The organism is Bacillus cereus group sp. BfR-BA-01441 (genome assembly GCF_022663075.1).
Lineage (GTDB): Bacteria > Bacillota > Bacilli > Bacillales > Bacillaceae_G > Bacillus_A > Bacillus_A cereus.
Genome location: NZ_JAKUEU010000003.1, coordinates 17,161 through 43,418 on the forward strand (window position 1 = coordinate 17,161; position 26,258 = coordinate 43,418).

Consider the following 26,258-nt stretch of genomic DNA (forward strand, 5'->3'; position numbering starts at 1 on the left):
GTACATAGAATAAGGATTGACATAATGTTAATGTCAATCCTTATTCTCATTCTATTTTCGTAACTAAAAAACAAATTTGTGTCACATACTCTTCTGCTAAACAATCACATTCAGGTCCCTTTATATAAACCTCATATGGCGAATTAACTATTACATACCCATTTTTTTCAACCCATTCTTCTAACGCTATATAAGCGTAACCTATATAGTCGTAACTTCCATAATGCATAGTAGTAACGATTTGATGTGGACTTAGTTTTTTCATTTCATATTCTTGTACTACATCTTCATCATTCCCCTGCATAACCGGGATTCTTAATTCAATATCACTGTTACTTGGAATATATTCTTCATCATAAAAGACTGCAGATGGCGAACCGACTATTTGAAAGTTATTTTTTTGTACCTCTTCATATAAGTCATAAAAATAATCATCTATATCATCTATATCTATTTTTACTCTTTGAGTAATTATCGTTACTTCGTTCCTCATTCCCATTAATATATCGTAACTTCTATGGCGAGCAATATTTAGACTACTATTCACCATTACCATTTCATTCATTTCTGAAATAACCTGTAAATTTTGCTTCACTTCATGAGACAACTCGATAATTTGTGATTGTATATGTTGAACAAACGAATCTTGATCCGATGACTGCAAAACAATTTTAATTTTTGGAAGAGGAAATTTATACTCCCTTAGCTTTTTTATTTTCAATGCTACTTCCAGCTGCTCTTGTTCATAATACCTATACCCATTAACCGGATTCACATATGCCGGTTTTAATATCTCCTCTTTGTCATAATGTCTTAACATCCGCGTACTCATTTTACAAATCCGAGAAAACTCAGCGATGGTATACATATCAATACTCCTTGAATATATTTTCTTTTCATTACTTATTTATTAAAACCAATCAAAAATCTTCTTCATTGAAAAATCTTCATTCTGATTTTTCAATCTTCTCATTTTCGAAGGTAACAAATGGCTTGGACAATACCACGTTAAACAATTCATTGCGCCTCCCATTGTTGATATTTCTCCTACATGAATTTGAATAACTTGCTTCTCCGTATACTGTTGAATATATCGTAAAACTTCCTCATCTTTGGCTAGTCCAAACTTAGGAACATAAAGAGCATCACATGATTCTAACATATTTATATACAACCCTTTTGCTGATGCTATCTCTTGATCATATTGTCCTTTCTCTGTATATGATGAAGGAACAACTATAAATTCAGCTTCTGGCATTTGTTCTTGAATAATCTCTTGAACACTATATCTAAATTCATGATCTCCTAAAAAATCACTAATAAACATTGTATGTTCATCAATAAATTTAACCATTCCGTCTGCGTGTGCTAGTACATCCCCTTCTTCAGCAGGAATAATAATAACTCGACTCACATCTAAATCCCATTCTAACTGCTCAATAATTTCCTCTTCTGTCCAATCATCGTTATCATCAAATATACGTTCTGTTAATATTACGGTATCTTTTTTATTCCAAATAAGATTACCACCATCTAATATTAATGGGGATTTCACATATTCAAAGTCATTCTTTTTCAACCATTTATTAAACTGTTGATCTAAATATCGCCCTTGATCATCTGGCAAATAATTTGGTCGATATTTAAATTTAACTAGATGATTTGTGACAACCGGTGCAACATCTCTTAGCCAAATATCATCATACTCAAAACAGCTCGTATGAAAGTCTTGTTCTTCAACAGATAAAGATATAAGTTGATCCGCAATTGATTTCTTTTCATTTAAACATTCATTAAAGTAAATCAAGTCTTCATAAAATGGTTGATAATATTCATTCGATTCGTCTGGTATTGCAGTAAAAATAATCCCATTATGTTTTTGTTCCATATTATTTACCTCGCTTTTTAATAGTAGTTACATAACTGATTTCACAAAGCCAACTATTCCTCAATTCATTTCTCTTTTCATTACAACTCATGAACCGCGTATATTTCATGAATGGATTATAGCATGGAGAAATATTATATATTTATATAAAAAATATAAAGCTGACGTTAAGCCTTAAATTGACTCTTGACAAGTTTTTTAAATAACCTATTTTAAAACAAAAATAAATGATTAAATGATTTTTGTATCAAGATTCAAACCCATTACTTCTAATAGATCGTTTTGATTATATAAATTCACTAAATGCGCCTCTACTCCTATACAAATTCCTTCTAGCGGAAGATCATTTGGATCCTGACCAAAGGGATCTTCAATTTCAACCCCTATTGCTTCAATACCTATGAATGCAAAACTTATAAACGTAGTCGCAAGTACTGTAAACCATCCGAGACTATCAACAAGACCAATCGGTAAAGTCGCACAAAATATAATCAATAAAATTTTTATATGAGCAAAATATGCAAAAGGAATAGGTGTTGTTTTGATACGATCACATCCACCCACAGATGTAAGTAACGTATTCAAATCCATTTCCATACTAATTATCGCATTTGGATGAATTTGCCCCGTTTTCAAACCTTTTGATAGTATAGTTTTCAACATAAAAACTATACTAATCGGTAAATGATTGGACTCAACCAAAAGTGCTTTTTCCTTCTCAGAACAGACAGCGAGCAATGATTTCACTTCAGATAGATTTTTTTCCTCTCTCAAGTGTCCTTTCGCTAACTTTGGAAATGCAATTAATAAATGTAAAAATTTTATTTTTTCCTGCTCCATACTCTTCCCTTTAGAATCCCAATGACATAAAAAACTAATTGCTAAATTTCTAGTACAAGCACCAATCGTGCCAAAGAGCTTTCTACCTTCCCAGTACCGATCATAGGCAGTATTCGTACGAAACACTAATAGTAATCCTAAAGCTCCTCCTACGATTACCCAAGGAGTCTGATTTATATTTATTTCTGCATAGTAATAATTAATTACAGCTACTATCGTTGAAATACACGTATATAATACGATTTGCGGGAAAATATCTCTTATAATTGTCCCTTTTAATGTAAATATTTGATGTAAACTATTTTGATTATTGTACTGAACCATATTTACAAAAACCTCTTTCTCTATTAACCTTTTATTCTTTTAAATTATGAAAGTATACAATTAAATAATAGAATCATAAACCCTATCATTATGAGGCTGGTTAAGATTATTTCTTTCAATACCGTTACTCCTTTTTTCAAAAAGATAAAATATCTTATTTAATTCAACAACAAATGTCCACTATTCTAAATCACGACGCATCATTTTAGAATTCGCAATGAACAACGCACTAATTAATACAAAGATTGCACAGGCATATAACAATAAATCTAACGGACTATCGTGATCTATAATAATAAGACGAACAATAGCTGTTATACCTATATATATAAAATATCGTAATGGAAAATGAAAATTCATTTGAAAATACTTTATAATCATTACGATGAATTCAAAGTACAAAAAGAATACGACGATACTATCAATTAAATGATAACTAGATTCATTACCATCCAATTTCAGTTCTTGTATAAACTGAATGACTTCTTTCATAAGAAACACACTTAGAACAACCCCTAAGCAAATTAAAGCTACATTTAAAATGTACTGTAAAACGATAGGGAAATACGAAAACACTATTTTAAAATTCTTTAACACAAACATTTTTCTCCTTTACCATATAAAACGAAAAGCGAACATACACTACAATTCAATTATCATTATATTTAAATTTTATTTTTACAAATAATAAGGAACGACAAAATAGGTAAAGATAAGATTTCACCTATTTTGTCTATATAAGCAGCACAACGAAATTACAATCAATTACTTCAATGCAATTGGTTGTTGTTGTGTCACACAATGAATCATACCACCGTTTTTATACAACTCTCTCACATCAATACCGACTACTTTACGATCTGGGTATAACTTCTGAATCGTATCGTTTGCGATTTTATCATTCGGATCATTATAATTAGGCACTAATACAACTGTATTCCCAATATAATAATTGATATACGATCCCTTATAATCGAGAGTTTTTCCATTCTCTAAAGCAACCTTTTCTTTACTAAGCGGCAAGTATTCATACTTATATTTCTGTCCTGAAGCATTTTTGGCATCTAACAATGTATCCATATCTTTATTAGATAAACCCCATTCAGCTAGGTCATCTTCTTTCATCGTTACAATGGTAGATTTATTATGGAATTTAGCAAATCCATCAATATGAAAGTCCGTAATATCTAAATTAGGTACTCCGTCTAACCAAATAAAGTTTGATACCCCAAGATCACTTATATATTTTTCAATTTCCTTTTCTGATAAATCAGGATTTCTATTTTTATTCGTTACCGCACTTCGAGTTAATAACGCAGTCCCATTGCTGTCTAATTCAATTGCGCCGCCTTCAAGGACAAATTTCCCCCAATCAATTCTTTCAATTCCTGATTGTTTACTCACATTCTTACGTATTTGAGCATCATTTTTATAAGGTGTTTTCTTCCCCCAACCATTAAATGCTGGATCTAATATTTTGAGATTTTTATTGCTGTCATAAACAAAAATTGGTCCACTGTCCCTTGCCCATACATCATCAGTAGGCGCGATAAAGAAATCAATCTTCTCCATATTTAACCCTTCATCTGTTAAAAGGTTATTGATTCTTTCTTTTTCTTCCTGGTCATATGCAACAATGTGGACTTTCTCACCCTCAGTTAAAGCACTTGCCATCTTAACCCAAATAGGTTCAACTTCCTGCTTATACTCTTCACCATATGTGTATTCATGTGGCCATTGTAGCCATGTACCTTCATGTTTATCTTTTTCATCTGGCATCGTATATTTCCCAGCATTTTTCTGTACCTCTACTTTTTCTCCTTCTTTCCCTTTAACATTTTCATTGTTATTCTCAAAAGAGCATCCACTAATAATCGTTGTAGATAATGTAGCTATTAAACAAAACTTTATTGCTTTTTTCATTTTTTCAACCTCCTGTTCTTGTCTCCAATAATATAAAGCTTCACATAGTGTGAAGCTCAAGTTTTTTTATCAATGTAAAAATTACCAATTTTTCTTTGCATTACTTAGCATTTAACTACCTATTTAGATTTATTCATATGTCAATCACCTTTCTTACCTATTTATCCCGCTATTTGTGGGCAGTAAGACCCTCACCTCAAAATTCAGCGGAAGCAAAAAAGTTAGGTGGGGGCCCTGCTGTCCGTAAAAGCCCGATTGATGAGGGCTTCTACTCAGTGGGGATGAACAAAGCCCCTCCACTGAATAAAGTTTCACTTTATTCAGTAAGTAAAACTTTACAAAATAAAAAAATCGGTATTGATAATTACATATCAATACCGATTTTTTATAATTATTTTCCTTCTATTAAATCATTCGCCATTTTCCTAAATTCTTGATTAAATGCGTCATTCATACCATTTTGGACGTTAGAAAATAATATGACAAACGTTCGTTTATCCCAGTTAAAATTATTAAAAGTGTTCCAGCCAGCTAATACACCGTGGTTATGATAATAATCTGGGTAAATATAGAAACTAAATCCATATTTTCTTGCAGGTGATGCAGAAAACATATCTGATACACTTTGTTTAGAAAGTAGTTTACCATCCATAATAGCTTCATCTAACTTTTTCATATCTTCAACAGTCGTATACATTTCACCACAACCATACAGCCAGTTCATTTTTAAGCGCGGCGTGGCTATTAACTTATTATCTTTTTTCGTATACCCTTCTGCTAAGAAAATATCTTCTGGAAGTGTTGCGCCCATTCCAGATTCATTCATTTCAACGGGAGTCAAAATATTTTCTTTCACATATTCAGCAAGTGGTTTATTCGATATTTTTTCTACAATATATGCAAGCACCATATAATTATAATCTGTATATTTCCATCCTGTCCCTGCTGGAAATTGTAACGTTTGTGCCCCAATCCACGTTACTAATTTTAACCGTGATGCTGCGTCAACACTACCTTGTCCCTGTTCTGGTAATCCAGACGTATGTGTTAACAAGTTTCGTAACGTAATGTTTTTATCTGCCGGAAACGATGGGATATATTTATTTACATTGTCTTCAATGTTCAACTTCCCTTTTTCTTTTAGTTGCATAATAGATATTGCAACAACTGTTTTCGTAATAGAACCAATGCGATATTTCGTTCTTGGCGTTGTTAATACTTGATCTTTCACATTCGCATAACCGTAGCCTTTTCGTAAAATTACATGACCTTTACTTGCTACAAGAACACTCCCATTAAATCCTTTATCTTTTAAGTACTGATCTAGTTTTCCAGCTGCAATTTCATAACGCCTTTTCTCATTCGCATCAATTTCCTGCTTAACATCTTTTTGCTTACTATTTACATTAGAAAATGCCTTTGTATCATATTTTTTTCCTTTATTTGCATGTATTAGTGTAACAACACTTCCACAAAAAACAGCAAAAATAAAGAAAACAATTAACCATTTCTTTAACATACTAGGAACCCTCTTTTATCTAGTTTCACTTAACGTACATCCATTCTATTTTATATCTTTTAATTATCAAGTATATTATAATATTATTTAATATTCACTCTGTTAAAACTAGATTCCTTTTTCTCATTTTCAATTTTGACTACTCTCTATTGTATTTCTTTCTTGCAAAATTTCCAACATACAATCGGATGCATTACACTATAATTTCAAATTCTTTTGTAACATTTGTTACATACTAAAAAGAATGGAGATGTAATATGAAAAACACCGATAAACGCAATCGTTTAGATGATAAGATGTTTCATTATCGGATAACAAAAAATAACATGGTATTAATTGAATATTACGGAAAACAGATTATGGTATTAAAAGGAAATGATGCTGAAAAATTTTTAAATAAAATAAATCATGCAAATAACGATAAAGAAAAACAGCTAATTATGGCTAAAATTACAGGTAATTTCAAAAGAGGTAATGAACGAAATTGAAAACGAATCTCATTTACATTTTGATTATACAACAAATAAAAAAGAAATGTCGCTCATTCAACATTTCTTTAGACTTTCTTCATAAAAAATTTACATTGCTAACATTCCTTCATTTTCTATACTTCCTATATAAGCTAACCGCTGAAATAGTTAGTAATACAACTATGCATAACCACGCATACGTATATCCCTTCTTATCTACAATATAACCAAATAAAGCAGGCGCAGCAATAATGGCAATTTGATTTAATGTAAGTGCAAAACTCACTGTCATCCCTACCGATTCTTCACTTGCTGATTCCGCAACTTCAGTTATGAAAAGGCTAAACCATCCAATTGCAAAGAACCCTAACAATGCACTTACACCATACAATACATTCGTTATTGTATGTATGCTCATTACTAATATTAGAATGAAGAAAATAGAAATACAAACAGTTATAAATAAGAGGGTACGCCTATTCCCCTTATAAAATAAATCACTAGTAGCTGCTAATATAACCCTACCAACCATTCCAGAAAAGAACATAACGGAAAATACTTTTCCAGCTAGAATTGGCGTGATTGATTGTTCCAATACTAAAAATTTTATAAAGTGCGCAACTAACACCATTTGCAATGAAATCATACAAATGCCAGTTATATAAATTGCATATAACTCTTTTTTATACATCACTTCTTTTAACTGCATCCAAAAAGAAAGTTTACTACGTTCTTGTTTAACTTTCTCTTGAATATATGGTTCCTTATAAAATATAAAAAATAAAAACCCTCCAATTATACAAATACATGCAATACTATTTACCGCATAGGCCATATTATATTTTATTGTAAGAAACGGGATCAATACTCCCGCTAATGTACCACCAATCGGTATACCGGCTTGTCTAATCCCCATCGCTAACCCGCGATTTTCTTTTGAGAACCACTTCATTATCACCTTACTTCCTCCTGGCTGCGAAACACTATAAAACGTTCCTACTAATAAAAGTACAAAGAGTAACCCATTAAATCCATTGACCATATTAGTCAGTAAAAACGAACCTCCTAGTAAAAATGAACTTATCGAAATTAACAACTTTTCATTGTATTGATCAAGTAGCCGCCCGACAAAAAGCATACAAAATAGCGGTCCTATATTTACAACACTTACTAACAATCCAATCTCCGTATTCGTAAGTGCATATTCTTCTTTCCAAAATAAAGCAAACGCTCCAACACCATACGTTATAAGTGTCGCTGTTGTTTGAGCAACCGTCGCAAAAATTAACATAACCCACTTATAAGTACTATTCACCCTTTCTTCCATTAACACAATAATCCCTCCATCCCCTTCCATTGTACGAAAGTTCTGATATCATATAAAATAAAGATTTATCATGTAATTCATCAAAAAAAATGATACCTTTTCTGGAGGGATGATACTTGGATATAAAAGATTTAACTGTATTTTACGAAGTTGCGAAAGAAAAAAACATATCTCACGCAGCTAAAAATTTAAACTATGTACAGTCTGGCGTAACAATGCGTATGAAACAACTAGCAAACGAATTAGGTGTGCCTTTATTTTACCGAAACGGAAAAGGTGTAACTTTAACTTCTAATGGTGAGATTTTATTAACATACGCCAAACAAATTATCTACTTAATGGATCAATCTGTTAAAGCAGTTCAAAGTAATGGGATCGAACCAAGAGGCACTTTAAAAATTGGATGTACAGAATCTACAACCGCTGTAAGACTTCCATCTATATTAACGGCCTATTATGAGAAATACTCAAAAGTCGAATTGATTTTAGAATCAAATACGACGGAACAATTGATTAGGCTTGTACTAGAACGAAAACTGGACGGAGCGTTTATAGCTGGCTCTACTCAGCATGCTGAACTTCATACAAATATATTTCGTGAAGAAGAATTAGTTCTCATTAGCAAAAAGCCTTTATCTTCCTTTAAAGACATAGGAGACATGAATTTACTTGCATTTAGTCATGGTTGCTATTATAGAAATTTATTAGAAGATTGGCTTCAAGAAGAAGGAATTTCACCTAAGCGAGTATTAGAGTTTGGAACAATTGAAGCGATTCTCGCATGTGTAAAATCAGGTATGGGCATAGCAATTATGATGAAGTCTATTTTAAGTGGTCATAAACATGACATATCATTCAATCCTTTACCAAATAGCTTCAAAAAAGTTCCTACTACTTTTATTACTAGAAAAGATATATATCACTCTGCTGCATTACAAAAATTTATGGAGATGACTCACAATGCGTGAAAAGAAAATACGTGGTATGAAACGAAAAACAAACACTATGATAAAGCGAATTGAGGAACATACAAAATCGTTCCCTTCTACTTTCTATAACGATGAATATTGGAATATGCTATTGCCAGTTTCTCAAGCTTTTATCGATTCTTGTAAAACGGCTAGAAAAGTAAAACGATTATGTATTCAAACCTTATTAAATCAAGCAAATCATTTAATAAATATAAAACCTAGGGATACACATACATATCGAGTTGTTGTTTTGATTTCTATAAATAATTTTTGGGATTCGCAAATCATTATATTTAAAAATGAGGACTACTTTCATAATTTCTTTAATAGAGATAGTGAATTTCAAAAATGGATTCTTCTTTCAAATGAAATTGATTTTTGGGAGACATGGGAAATGTCAGTTTGTCATTCCTTCAAAACGCTTCACTTTCAAGAAATTATTTATGATGCAGATGAATGCTATGAAAAAGAGATCCTGTTTATCGGAGAGTTAGATTAAAAAGGGTATACCTAAAACACTGGTATACCCTGTTCCACTTATTTTTCCTTCAATACACTATGTAATCGATCCGGATAATTTGTAAACATTCCTGTAGCACCCCATTTGATTAACAGTCTCATATCTGGTTTCTCATTAATTGTATAAGGGTGAATTAACAGTCCATTTTTCCTAGCCATTTTCATATATGACTCATCAATAATTAGTTCCCCGTTATCATTACGTAAGTTTGGTCCAATACCAGCTGCATACTTTTTAATTTCTTGAAAATCATCATTTGTTACACTTTTCGGTTCATGTGTAATGCCAGACCATTCAACAATTTCATTGTTTTCATGTGGATAATACCAAAGCAATTGAACTAACGGAATATTTTCATTCATACTATGAATCTTTTTCAAACTATCTTTACTAAATGATTGAATCATAACACGGCTAGAAGACATGTTTTGGCCTACTAAATTATATTTTTGTAACAACGCCAACAATTTCTCTTCCATTCCTGGATACACATCTGGTGATTTTGTTTCAATATAATACTTCATACTTCTTCCATACTTTTGGAAGATTTCTTCAAGAGTTGGAACCTTTTGCCCAACATACTCTTGCTTAGCCTTTTCTGGATACGCTTTATTAAACCATGATCCAGCATCTAAACTCTTTATTTCACTTAACGTTTTATCGCGTACTTCGCCTGTTCCATTTGTAGTGCGATCAACTGCTGTATCATGCATTGCAATTAATTGGCCATCCTTTGTTAATTGAATGTCTAACTCTAAATAATCCGCTTTCATTTTTTTCACTAAATCATAAGAAGCAAAAGTATGCTCAGGTGCATGTCCACTTGCTCCGCGATGTGCAATATTTAAAAACTTATTCGTATTCCATTCATGCTTTCCTTCTGCTTTCGCATGAACAGCTCCCCCAGCAAAGATACTTCCAGTCATAAAGAAAATAACTAAAACGCTAATAATCTTTCTCATTCTTCTAACCCTTCCTACGTTGCAAATTTCAACAAGCTAATGAGATTTAAACGAAACAGAAGACACACTTTCATTATTTTTATAAACCTATATTAAAATTCCAATCTTACAAATGTTTTCTATATTATTAATATAGAAAACTAGTATTATCCTATTTAATTTCTATAGCCCTCCTTTTCACATGTAACTCCCTATTTTGTACGGTTCATTCAATAAAAAAAGCCATAAATTATTTAGGCTACACTCCTGTATCCCTAAATAAATTTATGGCTTTTCTCAAATATCTCCGGCCTCTATTAACTTGTCGAATTTAATCATATCAAACCTATTGAAATTTGTGAATATTTTTTTCAGTACAGTGAAGCACATAAAACAATATTTCCGTAGTTACTTAAAAATCACATAATAAATTTCCCATTACCTCGTCCAATACTATATCTGGATTTACTACCGCTTTTTCTGAACGCCATCCTATAAAGCCATCTGGTCTAATTAATACAGCACCTCCATTCTCTATACCATATAATTTGCTAAAAATATCTTCTGGAGCAATAAAGTCTCCACTTAAGCCAACACGATACCCTTTTATATGTATTCCTAATTTAGCTGAAACAGTATGTGCTGCCTCAGCCCAAGAACTATTTTCTACTCCTGTAAGTAATACAAAACTGTTACCGAATAAGTCTAATGTAGAAACTTTCTTCCCTTCATACGTTCCCCATAAATGTGGCGCTCGCGTTCCAGGTCTTCCGTTCAACTCTATGCTATCCATTCTATGTGGAGTGACTGAATTATCTATAATCGCCTCTGAACAATACTGATATCCAACTGTAACAGCTAAACCATCCATATTATTCAAACTGCCTTTCTCTCTCTTCGCAGCACGAAACAGTAAACTACTTGCATAAGCTGTCGTTAATTTTGCAACAGAGTGTCTCTCTTCATGATATGTTTCTAACAATTTTGGTTTTGCCTTCCCTTTTATAAGAGCCGCTAATTTCCAAGCTAAGTTATGCGCATCTTGTATTCCTGTATTTGAACCAAATCCGCCTGTTGGCGGCATAATATGTGCTGAATCTCCAACTAGAAAGACTCGATTTCCTTGAAATTTCATTGCTGTACTTTCGGCCGCTTCCCAGGGTAAAACACTTAATATTTCTGACTCAACATTTGTACTTCCAATTGCTATTTCAATAATTTGTTTACAACGTTCCATCGTGAAATCCTCTGGTCCCTCTCCTTTTAATGGATCGTAGGCTACATGGTAAATCCATTTTTTCACGTTATCTACTGGGATCAGTGCACCAAGAACCTCTGGATGAAGTACCATAGAAAAACCGAATGCGTCTCCTTGTATAAACTCACTTAAGTCTGCTTCAAAATAAATATTCATATAATAGCCACCAATGGTTCCACGCCCCTCAGTTTTAATCCCTAACTGCTCACGTATTTTACTTTTCGCTCCATCTGCTGCAATTACATAGTCACAATGTATGACACTTTCTTTTTCTGTTTCACGATTTCGAATCTTTGCTTTTACCCCGTTTTCATTTTGTTCAAATGAAACTAATTCATGATAAAAAGATAGTTGCCCGCCTAATGTTTTCGCTTCTTGTAACATCATCTCTTCTAAAATAATTTGATAACACGCAGTTTGTTTTGATGGACTAATCTTTTCTATTTTTTGAAGTAACTCTTCATCGTTTCCGTATTGTGTCGCTCTCATTTGTTCCAATTCTTCTTTATTCGCCTCAGCTATTGTATGAACCGCTATTCTTCCTCGGCAGTTCTCTAATGCTTTACCTGCCAATTTAATTCTTTTTTCCAAGCCTAATTCTCGAAATAACTCCATTGTACGTAAAGTAAGACCGCCTGCTTTCGGATGAATGGCAGTAGACGGATGCCTTTCAATAAGTAAGTACTCAATGTTATGTTTTGCAAGAAATAACGCAGACGCTAACCCAGATAATCCCCCTCCAACAATTAAAACTGGTACATAATTCGATTTCATATATTTACCCTCCACATCATTGTTCTGAGCTCAGTGTCATAAATATAATCAAAAAAAACATTAAAATATAGACTTATATTTCATTTTGAATTATCATATAGATAGATTACGCCCCAAAATTACTTTTACCTTTTCATACATCTATAATCCACCTAGATTGTGTCTGTATGAAAGTGTAAAACAAAAGAACGTACTTTACGTTGAACCATGTTCTATCGTAAAAATCAAAAATAATACAAACATTATAAGCGGTCGTAACCTTATGGATTATACAAGGTTACGACCGCTTATTTTATTGTTACATCATTTTTTGTTTTTAAAACTTCATCTATTGTGTTATGTAGTCCTTCCAATCCCTTTTCTATCTCCCTATAATTTTCAACAATAAAAAATTCATTCGTCTCGATTTTCTTTCTCAATATTGCACCTCATACAACAATCATGTAGCATTACCGTATCGAAGTAATGGTTCATCATCTTAAACCTTTCGACTAATTACCTGGAGGCAAAGTGATTGAAATGAATAAACAAGAACAATTAAATATTATAAAAAAAGATTTTATTGATTCTCAAAAAGTATTATTGGCAATTGGTGATGAAACGCGTCAAGCTATTTTATTAGTGCTAATGGAAACGGAATGTCAAACAGGATTACGTGTAGGAGAAATCACGAAGCAAACACACCTTTCCCGTCCAGCAGTATCACATCACCTTAAGATTTTACGAGAAGCTGGCATTATTTTAATGAGAAAAGAAGGTACAAAGAATTTTTATTATATTGATATACGTACAAAATTAGGTTTATTAAAAAATCTTGTATTAGATATTGAGAAGCTATTGCAAAACTTTTATTAAAACTTGGAGGTATAAGAAATGAAAGCAATGATAATTGATAGATATGGAAAAGTCCCAATGCGTATGGCAGAGGTACCTACTCCTGAAATTAATGAGTATGAAGTGCTCGCAGAAATTCATGCAGCTAGTATTAACCCAATTGATTTTAAAATACGTGATGGAAAAGTTAAAATGTTACTGAAATATGAAATGCCTCTAATCCTTGGGAATGACTTTGCCGGTGTCATCACGAAGGTTGGATCAAAAGTGACTCGTTTTAAAGTCGGTGATGAAATATATGCTCGTCCAAGAAAAAATAAGATTGGTACTTTCGCGGAGTATATAGCCATTCATGAAGATGATATTGCTTTAAAACCAAAAAATCTAAGTTTTGAGGAAGCGGCTTCGATTCCACTCGTTGGCTTAACATCATATCAAGCATTACATGACATCATGCAATTACAAAAAGGACAAAAGATTTTAATTCACGCCGGATCCGGTGGTGTTGGTACTTTCGCTATTCAGCTAGCAAAAATAATGGGTGCCATTGTTACAACGACTGCTAGTGAAGCTGGTGCGAATTTAGTAACGTCTCTTGGCGCAGATGAAATTATTAATTACAAAACAGAGAAATTTGAAGATATACTAAAAAATTATGATGCCGTATTTGATACAATCGGCGGTGCAACACTTGAAAAATCATTCAATATTATAAAAAGGGGAGGAAACATTGTTTCCGTTTCAGGCATGCCGAATGCTCGCTTCGGTAAAGAATTTGGTTCAGGATTCTTTAAAACTCTCTTATTTTCATTAGCCAGCAAAAAACTTACTGCACTTGAAAAAAAGCATAATGCTCAATATTCATTTTTATTTATGAAGCCAAGTGGGGATCAATTACGTACTATTGCAAACTATATTGAAGCTGGTGAAATCAAACCGGTAATCGATCGAGTTTTCCCTTTTGAAGATGCGCAAAAAGCAATGGAATATTCCGAGGCTGGAAGAGCAAAAGGAAAAATAATTGTAAAAATTAAATAATAATAAAACCTCCATTTTCTTAAAATGGAGGTTTTAAATTTGCTGTTAAATAGACATAGTGCAATGAAGTCCTTACAATAGATTGCAAGGGGAAATATTATATTATACTTTTAGTTAACTTTACAAAGAATACATACGTACAAATACATAACTTAAAATACAAAAAGGAGGAGATACAATGACTAAAAATAATGAAACAGGTTGGAATTTAGATAATAGTTATACGACTTTACCACAATCATTTTATACAGAAATCCCCCCTACTCCCGTAAGTTCACCGGAGTTAGTTAAACTAAACCATTCATTAGCGATATCTCTTGGCTTGACCCCTGAAGAACTGAAAAAGGAAGCTGAAATTGCTATTTTCGCTGGTAATGCACTCCCAGAAGGAGCTCATCCATTAGCTCAGGCATATGCTGGCCATCAATTCGGACATTTTAATATGTTAGGCGACGGTCGTGCTCTTTTAATTGGCGAACAAATTACTCCTTCAGGTGAGCGTTTCGATATTCAACTGAAAGGTTCTGGCCCTACTCCCTATTCACGCCGAGGAGATGGTCGTGCTGCACTCGGTCCGATGCTACGTGAATATATTATTAGCGAAGCAATGTATGCACTCGATATTCCAACTACCCGCAGTTTAGCAGTTGTCACAACCGGTGAACCAACCTATCGTGAAACAAAGTTACCTGGAGCAATTTTAACTAGAGTAGCTAGTAGCCATATTCGCGTCGGTACATTTCAATATGCTGCAGCTCGTGGCTCAATCGAGGATCTTCAATCGCTAGCTGACTATACGATAAAAAGGCATTATCCAGAAATTGAAGCTCATGAAAACCGATATACTGCATTACTACAAGAAGTCATTAAAAGACAAGCCAGTCTTATCGCAAAATGGCAACTTGTTGGATTTATTCACGGCGTAATGAACACTGACAATATAACAATCAGTGGCGAAACAATTGATTACGGTCCTTGTGCATTTATGGACAATTACGACCAAGGAACTGTATTTAGCTCTATTGACACACAAGGTCGTTATGCATATGGAAATCAACCATATATGGCCGCATGGGATCTCGCACGACTAGCTGAATCTTTAATACCAATTCTGCACGAAGATGAAGAAGAAGCATTAAAAATCGCTCAAGACGAAATTTCGAAATTTAGCGTACAGTATGAAAAACAGTGGTTCCTTGGAATGAAAAAGAAATTAGGACTATTTAGCAACGAAGAACAAGATCACTCACTTATTGAGCAACTTTTAAAAATGATGGAGAAATATAAAGCGGATTACACAAATACATTCCGTTCATTAACTCTTGATGCTATCGAAAATACAGCTCTATTTGAAAGTCCTGAATTTAAAGAATGGTACAAACTGTGGCAATCTCGATTAGAAAGACAAGAACAATCGAAAGAAAACGCCTACGAGATGATGAAAAATAATAACCCATCAATCATCCCGAGGAACCACCGTGTAGAAGAAGCACTAGAAGCAGCTGTTACAAATGACGACTATAGCGTAATGGAGCAACTTCTTGAAGCTTTATCAAACCCTTATGCGTATTCTACAGATCAAGAAGAATACTGCATTCCGCCTGCGCCTACGAATCGTCCTTATCGTACTTTTTGTGGGACTTGATTGTTTAATATGTAAAAAGGTGCGTTCATATAATTTGTGTGAACGCACCCTTTTTATATCCCCCCACTCAACTAAAACTTTAAAATACACATCCCCCGATGCCATTTCTTTAATCCAAAACAAATTCTACACTATTCCAATAGACTTACTCGTAAGCTTGTTAAACAAATATTGAGAAATATAAAACATCATTTCTAAATATTTTTATTTTTGATACTATATTTTATAAGAATATTCAAAAAGTGAGGGAATTTCATGAACGTTCAACTACAAGGTAATGAACAAATTACAAAATTATTTAATGACTGGTATTTAGCTATGTTAAAACAAGATGTGTCCCAAGCGGCAAACTTAAAGCATGAAATTGAGGAAAAGGAACTAAACTTTGAAGAAGATGAAAACTTAGCATTATACTATTCTCTACTAAATTTTCGTTTCAAAGTTTTAACTGATGGTTTAAGTATCACAAAAGACAGTTTTAATAAGATAGATTCTTACGCGATTTCACCTAATCACCAACTTTCTTACTACTATCATTTATTTAAAGCAATTCATGCTACTTTAACAACAAATTATAATTTAGCAAGTGAACATTATGAAAAAGCTGCGAGACTACTGGTAAATGCCATTGATGATCTAGAAAAAGGGGAATTTAATTATCGAATGGCTATTTTCTATTATCATTTTTACCAGCCAATTGAGGCTATTGAATATGCAACCAAAGCGAAAGAATTCTTCATAAAAGCTGTAGGGTATGAAAAGAATGTCGCCTCTTGTGAAAGCGTATTAGGCGCAGCATTTGTATATTTAAAACAATACGAGCAAGCAGAGGAAAAATATAATTCGGCAATCAACATTTTACAGAAACAGGATGAAGAATCATTACTGTTAAGAGTACGTAATAACTTAGGGTGGCTATATGCTAATCAAAACTTATCAACATTAGCTATTCGTCATTTATCTGAAGTGACAACAAAAATGCCTACACATTTTAAAGCAATTTTCTTACAAGCAAGAGAACATTCTAAACTCGGTGAAATAAATATCGCTTCAGAATTTATTAAAAAAGGATTAAAAATTTGTACAGAACTTAACAATGAAGAATATATGCTTCACTTTAAAATTTTAGAGTCCCTTAACAATAACGAGTCAACTGAAGACTTAGAAAAAATTATTCTTGAAGGAATTACGTATTTCGACAAAGAATCTTTATATAACTATACTCAAGAATATTCAGAAAAGTTAGCCGTTAAACTTTACGATGAAAATAACCATATAAAAGCAAGTGAGTATTTTCATAAAGCGTTACAAGCAAAAGAAAAAACGTTTGAGAAAGGGGCATTAAAATGATAAAAAAAATTAGTTCTATCGTTTTAGGATTATCTGTACTAAGTATTGTATCTATTGGTCTAAATAGTTCATTTACATATCAAGCAGGTCATGCGGATTTCCCGGCACCCCAAAGACCTGACCTTGTTCAATCTATTGACGTAAGTAAAGACTACAACTCAACAACAACTGAAAAAGCACTTTAAAAAATGAAAGACCTTCAATTAAGAAGGTCTTTTTAAATACGCTTATTTAGAATATTTCCCTTTCATGTAGGCTTTATTTTCTCATCAACTCCGCAATCCTCTTACTCTCCTCGCTACCAACTTTCTCAAGTTTCTCCACAACTAAATTCCGTCTCTCTACAGAATGATTTTGACTTAACTTCGCTTTTCCTTCTATTTTATTTATCTTTATTTTGAATCCAACTATTCCCTTACTTAATCCTGCCATATAATTCGGATCTACATCGTTTAATGAGTACGTGCTCTTTGAATCTTCATATGTATGTACTAATTCTTGAAGAGAGTCAATTAATTCCTGTTCATCCTCAACAATTTCTAATTCACCATATACATGCACTGCAACGTAATTCCATGTTGGTACTGCATTGTTTGTTTCATACCATAACGGAGAGATGTAACTATGTGGTCCTTGAAATATAGCTAGTACTTGCTGAGTCCCAATATCTTTCCACTGTTCATTCGGCCGTGCGAAGTGACCATGTAAAGTAAGGGTCTCCCTATTTAATAACAACGGCAAGTGCGTTGCATATGGTTCTCCGTTATGTTGAGAAAATAATGTCGCAAAGCTATTTTGTTCCATTATTTCGTACTTCATCTCTTCATCTTGTATTACGAAATATTTTGGTATGTACATAAGCTCCCTCTTTTCCGCTCTTTTCTATTTTATTTCCTATTATATTTAGTAACCGCATCAATCAACAGGGCCAGTTTGTATTTGTTTTATAATGGCAGCTTTCTATTTCAAAACAATAGGCAGCATGTATTCCATGCTACCTTAGTTTATTTTTTCTAATATATTTGTAATAAATACGGTCTTACCCTCAGTATAACTAGATCGATTTTTCGACTCTCTTGCTAACTCTTCCTTCAAGTTTCCATACTCATTAGCTACTTCAGTATGTTCACGAAGGTAATCTTGAAACGCTATATGCCTTCTCAATTCTTCACTATTTTTATCACACACATATAAATGATGTTCCATCCAAACTGTATTTCCCTCGTTCCATGGAACGAACGTATCCTTTCTTCCAAACGCCTCTCTTCCTTTAAAGCTCCATTCTAACTGATGATAGTATCCTATCGCTTCAAACTTTGTTACTACTTCAGGAAAGATTTCATAATCTTCTATTACGATATCAATATCTAATATTGGTTTTGCTACAAGTCCTTTAATAGATGTACTCCCAACATGTTCAATGGATAAAATGCGGTCTTCCATTACATCGTTAATGAAAGTGTGTAGCTTATTAAATTCACTTTCCCATTGGATGTTATACCCTTCGATAGTAATTCTCTGTTTCAAAGTATCCCTCTCCTCAAAAGCAACTATAACCTCTGAATATGAGTATCCTTAAAATCCGTCTCATATTTCAATCCATATCCAAACATTCGATCCATTCCAATATGTGCTGTCCATATTAAGCCAATCATTATAACGGTATCTATCTTAAAATAGACACCTATTAGAACAATTAATATGGATATGATATATGTATGACATACGTTATATATTTTCGCACCAACGTGATTATTGATCCCATACGCTAACATGGAGAAATCCGGCGCTAAAAGGAATACAAAAAATATAATCCAACTAAACTCATATATTGAATACATATAAATCGTGGCTAAAAATACAACCATTCCTTCAAAATGTACAATACGTTTTTGCATTATTTATCATTCCTATTTTTCTATATTTATTAATACATTTTCATCGCTGAAAGTATTCTTTGCATTTTTTGACCAGATGGTTGCTAATATTGGCCCTGCAATGTTATGCCATACTGCCGCTAATACACTTGGGAGTGCAGCAGCCGGTCCAAAACGCAAAATACTTTCCAGCTATATTACTTATCGCTTCTAGTACTTTCATCCAATCAGCCCCTATCTTTTAATTGAAACACCTTATTCGGATTCAAAATATTTTGCGGATCAAGAGCTTTCTTTATTTTCTCCATTACAAATAATGCCGCCCCATGTTCTTCTTCTTGATACTTTCGTTTTCCGATTCCAACGCCATGTTCTCCTGTACACGTTCCTCCTCGTTTAAGAGCATACAAAACGATACTTTCGTTTATTTCGTCTGCCTTCTTTACTTCCTCTTTATCATTTGTGTCAATCATTAAGAGTACATGGAAATTCCCATCTCCAACATGACCTAGAATACCGCCAATAAGCCCTACTTTATCTAATACCTCTTTCGCATGTTGAATCGCTCCAGCTAATTCCGAAATTGGCACACATACGTCTGTACTCATTAGCTTTTTACCAGGATAACTATGCACGTAAGAGTACGCTAAGTTATGTCTTGCATCCCACAGTTTATTTCTCTCTGCTGTTTCCGTCTCAAACGTAATTTCTATACATTTATGATCAAGAACGATTTCTTTCGTAAATTCAATATCTTGCTTTAACCCTGCTTCATTGCCGTGAAACTCTAAAAACAGTGTCGGTTCTTCTCTGTAACTTGTTTCATTGTAATAATTTACTTGTTTCATAGATAATTCATCAACGAGTTCAATTCTCGCGATTGGAATACCTGCTTGTAATATGTTAATTACAGCTTCTACTGCATCATTTATAGTTGGAAACGATGACCTCGCAGCCATAACATGTTCTGGTATACCGTATACTTTTAAAGTTAACTCTGTGAAACATCCAAGCGTTCCTTCTGATCCTACGAAAATACCATTTAAATGATAACCTGATGATGACTTCGCCGCTAAATTCCCGGTATGTATTACTTCTCCATCAGCAAGAACGACTTCTAAATCTCGAACTTGATCACGCATTACACCATACTTTACCGCTGTCGTTCCGCTCGCATTTGTAGCAGCCATTCCTCCTAACGTTGCATCAGCTCCTGGGTCTACACTAAAAAATAATCCATACTTTTTCAATTCTTTATTAAGCTGAGAGCGCGTCACCCCTGGCTGTACTCTCACAAGAAAATCCTTTTCTCTTATTTCAAGTATTTTGTTCATAAGAGAAAAGTCCATTGTAATTCCTTTTTCGTAAGGAATTACATGTCCCTCTAAACTGGACCCTACTCCAAATGGAACGACAGCTGTTCCGTGCTGACTCGCTATTTTCATTATCGCGCTAACTTCTTCGGTCGTTTTTGGAAAAACAACTACATCAGGTAAACTACTAACGTGGTAAGATTCATCTTTACTATGTAACTCTCGTACTGTCATATTTATTACTACTCGATCTTCAGGAAGTATGCCTTTTAATTCATTTACTACATGTTCAATTGTTATTTCCATAATCAACTCTCCTTTTTAATTTTAAAACAAGTATACCATCTTCAGACAAAATAATTAGAAAAATAAGATTATTTAACCTGAACATACAAAAAAGAACCTGCAGCACACGCTACAAGTTCTTTTTCGCTACATTTTAAACGATTTCTTTACTAACAACATAAACCAAATTAAAGTAACTGCCATCAACGAATGAGAAAATCCTACAATATAAGTTAACCCTTTAAAGTCAGCTCCATTTAACTGAAGAAGCCCTCTCGCTGCTAGCGAACCTAACATTAATGTTAATGCAATGTTATGTAAAACAAACCACTTATTAAACCCTTTCACTTCATGAAACGCGAATACTTTTGCTAATCCTAAAGCAATTAAAAAGAAGAAAAAGCCAAGTACAAGTGTATGTGTATGCAAAAGATTTAACAAAGTAGATCCTAAAATCCCTTTATACTTACCATACTCCCTAGCGAAAATCCCTGATAATAAACCGATAATCAAATACGTAAACGATGCATTATATAATTTCTTCATTATGTACCTCCTTGAGTAGAATGTGTAGTGTGTCATATTTAGTAATAATGATAGTTATATAGTAAAAACTCCTAGTCACCTAGGAGTCATTGTATAAGTATCTCACTCTTTACAATCAATCCTAATTATAAAATATCTCTCTATACAAAACAAACGAACTTTATGTGAACAAACACCCCCATTAAAATATGTTGCACTTTTGTTTTACACAATCCATACTAATTGTTATAACTTTTTAAAGGTGGTGTAATAATTGATAGTTCTTGAAACCGAACGTCTTAACCTTCGTTGGTTTGATATAAAAGACGCTCCTTTTATTCTTGAGTTAGTAAACGATCCTGCATGGATTCAGTTTATCGGTGACAAAGGAGTTAGAAACTTAGAAGATGCAAAAAATTATATTGTAAACGGTCCCATCGATATGTATAACAAACTCGGATTTGGCCTTTACTTAGTAGAACGAAAAGAAGATCTCACTCCACTTGGTATGTGTGGCCTTATTAAAAGAGATTCATTAGAAGATGTTGATATCGGATTTGCCTTTTTAGAGACATTCCGTTCACAAGGATACGGCTACGAGTCAGCTTCTGCGATAATCGAATACGGTGTACAAAAGCTCAACATGAAACGAATTGTAGCAATTACTTCTATAGATAACATCGCCTCAGGGAAGCTTTTAGAAAAAGTAGGATTACGATTTGAGAAAATCATTTCAGATTCAGGAGAAGATTTAAAATTATTTGGGTATAACGCATAGTAAAGAAGGTCGCCGTGAATGGTGACCTTCTTTACTATTTTACTGATCTCGTCATAATACTTTTAGTTCCATTATAGTTTTGCAGTAATTCTTGTGATTACTACTATGCCTTTCATATCACATTTTTCGGAAATTCATAGAAATAAAACTTTCACATTTAAATAAATTATATTAATATATCAAATAAAGGAAGTGAGAATAAATGGAACAACCTCTATTTTTATTAGTTCTTCAATTCATTGCATTCATATTAATCATTTGTATCGTATATGGAATGTTGTACAATACCGTATTAAATTTAAATATGCCTAAATGGACTGCACATATAGTAGCTACGGTCTTTTCCCTTGGTATTACCTATCAAGCTTTTATAAATTTTATTTGAAAAACTTTTGTAGCAATTACTTCTATTGTTGATGCAGTAAAGCTTTTAGAAAAAGCAGGATTGCAATTTGAGAGGGTTATTTCAAGATCAGAAAACGTAACCATTTTTTATAAAGTCTTTCCAGCGCAAAATAGTGAAGAAGTTAGTTCCGCTGAAAGTGTGTTTGCATAAAAAGAAATGAATTTAATTGATGCTACAAAAATTTTATTTTAATTCTGGTTCTATTGTTTGGAATCGTTCTAGGGTACCATTTGTGTGGACTTTAAAAATTTTCATTTGCGCACCAAAATGTTGCGTTAAGTAACATGTATCACCAGTTATTAAATTTCCAATCTTCCAATCAGGTTGATATGTACTTTCCATGGAACTTTCTAAATCCCCAATCATTATTAAATTGATATATAATGAAGATGAACTACTCAACATTTTCGTTAAAGATAGTCTATCAACCTCTAACTACCTAATGAACTCAAGTAAACACATCTTCAGTCATTTTAAGAGGTACAAAAGGCACCCTTTCGGGTGATTTTTGTATAAAAATTCTATTTTTTTATATTCGATACCAACCACGAACCTTTTTAAAATAATAATATCATTATGTCTCCTTTTTAGAGATTATTTTTAATTACCTTGAATTTTTTGCACCAGAACCGGAAAATCCCTGACTACTCGAAATATCAACTATCAGGTGCTAATATTCAATAACGCGTACTGAAAATGATTAAACATTTTTATAAACCAGTGGAACATTTAAGAAATCAATTTTTCTCTTATCGAAATTTAATTAGCTTACAGTAATACAGTGGTCATATATTTTTAAGAATAACGGAAGAATATATAGAAATTGCTACAGAAATGTGAAGTTTAATTAATTTAGGAGGAACAAACTTGTTTAATCAGCTTGTAAAAGTTATACCGAATTTATTTACGATTGGAAATTTATTGTGCGGTGTTTTCTCAATCACCTTGAATATGAGTGAATATTTAGGAGCAGCCTCCATTCTCATTTTCTTTTCAGCTGTTTTAGATTTTCTTGATGGAAGAATTGCAAGAAAATTAAAAGTGAACAGTGAGTTTGGCGTAGAATTGGATTCCTTAGCTGATATTGTTAGTTTCGGCGTCGCTCCTGCGCTTTTATTTCATACGATAGCAACACCTTCTATTTTAACTTCTTTGGCATTTATCCTATTCCCAACAATGGGTGCTTTAAGATTAGCTAAATTTAGTATTAAACCAACTATTGGATATTTTAAGGGATTACCTATTCCAGCTGCAGGATTATCATTGGCTGGTATGGCATTGTTTTCATATAGTAATGCATGGATTACTTTAATCCTCGCCCTCTTAATGGTAAGTCCCATTAGGTTTAAAAAATTTTAATGAAGATCACGCCCAACGCCATTAAGGAGCATTTTAAATGGATTTAACGCGTCAATAAGTATAAAAAAGCGGGACAATAATATTAAATTAGATGCCCTTCGAAAAATTAAAACCTTGTATTTATGGCTATTGGGTTAATCCATCGATATGTTATTCTGAAACGTCAGTCCACTTTTAACAGGAGCTCCCTTTATCAAGAGAGCTCTTGTTCTTATTTCTTCTTCTTTTCTGTCGGCTGGCTTTGTTTAGCAAAATTAGATGAATCATCAAAATTCGGTTGCTTTTTACCAGCATTATTACTTCTACCTTTTCCCATATGTAATGCACCTCCCCTCCCCCTTACTATTCCCAATAAAAAAATTCTCTTGCATCCAAGAGAATTTTAAATTGGGTTCTTATTGATAATACCTAAGTACTTCCAACACTGCCATTCCATAAAAGATGGATCCAATGTTAAATTATTTAATGCTAAAACAAATATTACATTTTCATATTTAACTGGATAATCAATTAATAATCCTAATGTATTTCCTGAATCTGCGACAATTATGATTCCCTTTTCTAACACGTCATCTATAACTTCTTTTAATTATTCTTACCTAGCATATAATATTTTCCTACACATTGAGATTGCATGTTGTATAAGGAAGCCCTTCTTCTTTCCATGCAAGAAATCCTCCCTTTAAATTCACTACTTCCTTTATACCAGCTCTTTGTAACATACTAGCTGCTATAGCGGAACGTAATCCGGTTCGACATTGCAAAACTATTGGAAAATTTTTCGGTATATAATCTAGTTGTTCAAATAGATTACCTAAAGTGATATGTATTGCATCATGAAGGTGTCCTTCCTCCCACTCTTTTTTACTACGCACATCGATAACCTTAACGCTTCCACCTTTTATATGCGGATATAATTCAATCGATGTTTTTTCTTTGTAACTTTCAAATCTATCAAGTCTTTGTATTACTTTTAAGGGTGCAAAAGCAATAATATTATCTAACCCAATAGATTCAAATTCTCTAATAACTGCCTCTACTTTAACCTTTTCCTCATCTAGAATTATTAAAGTTTCTTTTTTATAATCTAATAACCATCCACACCAAGTTGTGAAAGAATTGTTATAAGGTATGTTAATTGACTTCTCGATATGACCTGCAGCAAAACTCTCTACATCCCTTATATCAACTATTTGATAAACGCTCTTCAAAATTTCTTGAAGTTCTTCTACTGTATTAATAGCAGTACTTTTTCTCTTCTTACGAATTGGCGGACCATACTTATTTAAATTCTTCATTAATGAAAAATACTTTGGAGGCTCTGGCTGTGCCGTCAATAAAGTCGATATAAAATCACTTTCTTCATTACACCGAAATGCCCAATTGAACATCTTTTCATAACCTAATGTAGAAGTTGGAATTGCTCCTAATGCTTTTCCACATGCGCTTCCCGCACCATGTGATGGCCATATTTGCAAATAATCAGGAAGTATTTTTATTTTTTGTATAGAATCAAATAATTGTTTCGCTCCTATTTTTGCAGTATCTTTAATACCGACTGCAGTTTCTAATAAATCCGGTCTTCCTATATCTCCTACAAATATAAAATCACCTGTGAATATTCCTATCGGTTTATCATTCGTATAATTATTTTGACTTGTATCAGTTACTAAAAAAGAAATACTTTCAGGCGTATGCCCTGGGGTGTGAATTACATTAAATTTTATATGACCTACTTTAAACTCTGTGCCTTCTCTAACCAATTTGTATCGACCTTCGTTAAGATATTGATATTTCCAATCACAATCTCCTTCATCAGATACATATAAATTTGCAGGGTAAAGATTAGAAAGTTCTCTAGACCTAGAAAGAAAATCAGCATGAATATGAGTCTCAGCCGCAGCAATTACTTCCATCCCCTCTTTCTTAGCAAATTCTATATATTGTTCTATATAGCGACTAGGATCAATAACGATTGCTACGCCTTCTTTCTGACAACCGACTAAATAGGAAGCATGTGCTAATTTTTCATCATAAAAATATTTTAAAAGCATAGCTATTCCCTCCAATTAGTTATTTCAAATTAATTTTCA

General features: G+C 33.1%; 27 protein-coding genes and 1 pseudogene. 11 read left to right on the top strand and 17 right to left on the bottom strand.

What is annotated here, in order from left to right; translation table 11 throughout:
* Positions 1-46: 46 nt before the first annotated feature.
* The 6 genes from MR107_RS02225 to MR107_RS02250 all read right to left on the bottom strand — a co-directional run bounded on the left by MR107_RS02225 (position 47) and on the right by MR107_RS02250 (position 6,494).
* Positions 47-868: a MerR family transcriptional regulator gene (locus tag MR107_RS02225; protein WP_000287980.1), complete on the bottom strand. Its 822-nt coding sequence runs from the start codon at positions 866-868 to the stop codon at positions 47-49.
* Positions 869-910: 42 nt separating this feature from the next.
* The gene (locus MR107_RS02230; RefSeq protein WP_000435519.1) at positions 911-1,888 is read right to left on the bottom strand and encodes an agmatine deiminase family protein; all 978 of its coding nucleotides are present in this window, start codon (positions 1,886-1,888) and stop codon (positions 911-913) included.
* 231 nt (positions 1,889-2,119) lie between these two features.
* Positions 2,120-3,052: a bestrophin family protein gene (locus MR107_RS02235; RefSeq protein WP_071731252.1), complete on the bottom strand. Its 933-nt coding sequence runs from the start codon at positions 3,050-3,052 to the stop codon at positions 2,120-2,122.
* Positions 3,053-3,232: 180 nt separating this feature from the next.
* Positions 3,233-3,649, bottom strand: a complete 417-nt coding sequence (gene psiE / locus MR107_RS02240) for a phosphate-starvation-inducible protein PsiE (RefSeq protein ID WP_000916570.1) — start codon at positions 3,647-3,649, stop codon at positions 3,233-3,235.
* A 168-nt stretch (positions 3,650-3,817) separates the two neighbouring features.
* Entirely contained in the window at positions 3,818-4,975 is a 1,158-nt protein-coding gene (locus MR107_RS02245; RefSeq protein WP_242292034.1) for an agmatine deiminase family protein, read from the bottom strand.
* Positions 4,976-5,366: 391 nt separating this feature from the next.
* Positions 5,367-6,494, bottom strand: a complete 1,128-nt coding sequence (locus MR107_RS02250) for a serine hydrolase domain-containing protein (RefSeq protein ID WP_242292035.1) — start codon at positions 6,492-6,494, stop codon at positions 5,367-5,369.
* A gap of 257 nt (positions 6,495-6,751) precedes the next feature.
* On the opposite strand from MR107_RS02250, the gene MR107_RS02255 reads away from it, so the two are divergent.
* Complete coding sequence (locus tag MR107_RS02255; RefSeq protein WP_000798794.1) at positions 6,752-6,982, top strand: hypothetical protein; 231 nt, start codon at positions 6,752-6,754, stop codon at positions 6,980-6,982.
* 109 nt (positions 6,983-7,091) lie between these two features.
* Here the strand turns inward: MR107_RS02255 and MR107_RS02260 are convergent, their stop codons facing one another.
* Complete coding sequence (locus tag MR107_RS02260) at positions 7,092-8,321, bottom strand: MFS transporter (RefSeq protein ID WP_242292036.1); 1,230 nt, start codon at positions 8,319-8,321, stop codon at positions 7,092-7,094.
* Positions 8,322-8,407: 86 nt separating this feature from the next.
* Here MR107_RS02260 and MR107_RS02265 point away from each other — a divergent pair, with 86 nt between their 5' ends.
* Together MR107_RS02265 and MR107_RS02270 are read left to right on the top strand one after the other, a co-directional pair.
* Complete coding sequence (locus tag MR107_RS02265; RefSeq protein ID WP_242292037.1) at positions 8,408-9,259, top strand: LysR family transcriptional regulator; 852 nt, start codon at positions 8,408-8,410, stop codon at positions 9,257-9,259.
* Positions 9,252-9,761, top strand: coding sequence for a DUF3916 domain-containing protein (locus MR107_RS02270; protein ID WP_102956715.1), 510 nt, complete (start codon positions 9,252-9,254; stop codon positions 9,759-9,761). Before MR107_RS02265 ends, MR107_RS02270 begins: the two co-directional genes overlap by 8 nt.
* A gap of 38 nt (positions 9,762-9,799) precedes the next feature.
* On the opposite strand, the gene MR107_RS02275 is transcribed toward MR107_RS02270, so the two are convergent.
* Both MR107_RS02275 and MR107_RS02280 read right to left on the bottom strand, forming a co-directional pair.
* Positions 9,800-10,744, bottom strand: coding sequence for a glycerophosphodiester phosphodiesterase (locus MR107_RS02275; RefSeq protein ID WP_242292038.1), 945 nt, complete (start codon positions 10,742-10,744; stop codon positions 9,800-9,802).
* Between the two features lie 391 nt (positions 10,745-11,135).
* Positions 11,136-12,755 carry an FAD-dependent oxidoreductase gene (locus MR107_RS02280; protein WP_242292039.1) on the bottom strand — a complete coding sequence of 540 codons (1,620 nt, stop codon included), beginning with the start codon at positions 12,753-12,755 and terminating at the stop codon, positions 11,136-11,138.
* A gap of 510 nt (positions 12,756-13,265) precedes the next feature.
* Here MR107_RS02280 and MR107_RS02285 point away from each other — a divergent pair.
* The 5 genes from MR107_RS02285 (at position 13,266) to MR107_RS02305 (ending at position 17,807) form a co-directional block, all read left to right on the top strand.
* Positions 13,266-13,610, top strand: a complete 345-nt coding sequence (locus MR107_RS02285) for an ArsR/SmtB family transcription factor (protein ID WP_000571870.1) — start codon at positions 13,266-13,268, stop codon at positions 13,608-13,610.
* A gap of 18 nt (positions 13,611-13,628) precedes the next feature.
* Complete coding sequence (locus tag MR107_RS02290; RefSeq protein ID WP_000646436.1) at positions 13,629-14,627, top strand: NADP-dependent oxidoreductase; 999 nt, start codon at positions 13,629-13,631, stop codon at positions 14,625-14,627.
* 178 nt (positions 14,628-14,805) lie between these two features.
* The gene (locus tag MR107_RS02295; protein WP_074554898.1) at positions 14,806-16,272 is read left to right on the top strand and encodes a protein adenylyltransferase SelO; all 1,467 of its coding nucleotides are present in this window, start codon (positions 14,806-14,808) and stop codon (positions 16,270-16,272) included.
* A 255-nt stretch (positions 16,273-16,527) separates the two neighbouring features.
* Positions 16,528-17,622, top strand: coding sequence for a Rap family tetratricopeptide repeat protein (locus MR107_RS02300; RefSeq protein ID WP_063537016.1), 1,095 nt, complete (start codon positions 16,528-16,530; stop codon positions 17,620-17,622).
* Positions 17,619-17,807 carry a Phr family secreted Rap phosphatase inhibitor gene (locus MR107_RS02305; protein ID WP_000592010.1) on the top strand — a complete coding sequence of 63 codons (189 nt, stop codon included), beginning with the start codon at positions 17,619-17,621 and terminating at the stop codon, positions 17,805-17,807. Before MR107_RS02300 ends, MR107_RS02305 begins: the two co-directional genes overlap by 4 nt.
* Positions 17,808-17,880: 73 nt before the next feature.
* Here the strand turns inward: MR107_RS02305 and MR107_RS02310 are convergent, their stop codons facing one another.
* The 6 genes and pseudogenes from MR107_RS02310 to MR107_RS02335 form a co-directional block, all read right to left on the bottom strand.
* Positions 17,881-18,480 carry an FMN-binding negative transcriptional regulator gene (locus MR107_RS02310; RefSeq protein WP_000275839.1) on the bottom strand — a complete coding sequence of 200 codons (600 nt, stop codon included), beginning with the start codon at positions 18,478-18,480 and terminating at the stop codon, positions 17,881-17,883.
* Between the two features lie 141 nt (positions 18,481-18,621).
* Positions 18,622-19,149 carry a GrpB family protein gene (locus MR107_RS02315; RefSeq protein WP_242292040.1) on the bottom strand — a complete coding sequence of 176 codons (528 nt, stop codon included), beginning with the start codon at positions 19,147-19,149 and terminating at the stop codon, positions 18,622-18,624.
* Between the two features lie 23 nt (positions 19,150-19,172).
* Positions 19,173-19,520, bottom strand: coding sequence for a DUF4260 domain-containing protein (locus tag MR107_RS02320; RefSeq protein ID WP_001172061.1), 348 nt, complete (start codon positions 19,518-19,520; stop codon positions 19,173-19,175).
* A 12-nt stretch (positions 19,521-19,532) separates the two neighbouring features.
* Positions 19,533-19,673, bottom strand: a pseudogene (locus MR107_RS02325) (bile acid:sodium symporter family protein); the annotation flags it as partial.
* 53 nt (positions 19,674-19,726) lie between these two features.
* A complete protein-coding gene (locus MR107_RS02330) occupies positions 19,727-21,118 on the bottom strand; it encodes an FAD-binding oxidoreductase (protein WP_074554889.1) in 1,392 nt (463 codons plus the stop codon).
* A gap of 126 nt (positions 21,119-21,244) precedes the next feature.
* The gene (locus tag MR107_RS02335; RefSeq protein ID WP_000737893.1) at positions 21,245-21,643 is read right to left on the bottom strand and encodes a DUF2871 family protein; all 399 of its coding nucleotides are present in this window, start codon (positions 21,641-21,643) and stop codon (positions 21,245-21,247) included.
* Between the two features lie 253 nt (positions 21,644-21,896).
* Between MR107_RS02335 and MR107_RS02340 the strand changes: the two genes are divergently transcribed.
* Positions 21,897-22,400: a GNAT family N-acetyltransferase gene (locus MR107_RS02340; protein WP_000636203.1), complete on the top strand. Its 504-nt coding sequence runs from the start codon at positions 21,897-21,899 to the stop codon at positions 22,398-22,400.
* 202 nt (positions 22,401-22,602) lie between these two features.
* Positions 22,603-22,785 carry a hypothetical protein gene (locus tag MR107_RS02345; protein WP_000437513.1) on the top strand — a complete coding sequence of 61 codons (183 nt, stop codon included), beginning with the start codon at positions 22,603-22,605 and terminating at the stop codon, positions 22,783-22,785.
* 204 nt (positions 22,786-22,989) lie between these two features.
* Here MR107_RS02345 and MR107_RS02350 read toward each other — a convergent pair whose 3' ends face one another.
* Positions 22,990-23,172, bottom strand: a complete 183-nt coding sequence (locus tag MR107_RS02350; protein WP_002041581.1) for a DUF5065 family protein — start codon at positions 23,170-23,172, stop codon at positions 22,990-22,992.
* Positions 23,173-23,673: 501 nt separating this feature from the next.
* Between MR107_RS02350 and pssA the strand changes: the two genes are divergently transcribed.
* Complete coding sequence (pssA, locus tag MR107_RS02355; RefSeq protein WP_000483080.1) at positions 23,674-24,165, top strand: CDP-diacylglycerol--serine O-phosphatidyltransferase; 492 nt, start codon at positions 23,674-23,676, stop codon at positions 24,163-24,165.
* Between the two features lie 617 nt (positions 24,166-24,782).
* On the opposite strand, the gene MR107_RS02360 is transcribed toward pssA, so the two are convergent.
* Positions 24,783-26,219 carry an MBL fold metallo-hydrolase gene (locus MR107_RS02360; RefSeq protein ID WP_086407701.1) on the bottom strand — a complete coding sequence of 479 codons (1,437 nt, stop codon included), beginning with the start codon at positions 26,217-26,219 and terminating at the stop codon, positions 24,783-24,785.
* Positions 26,220-26,258 lie beyond the last annotated feature (39 nt).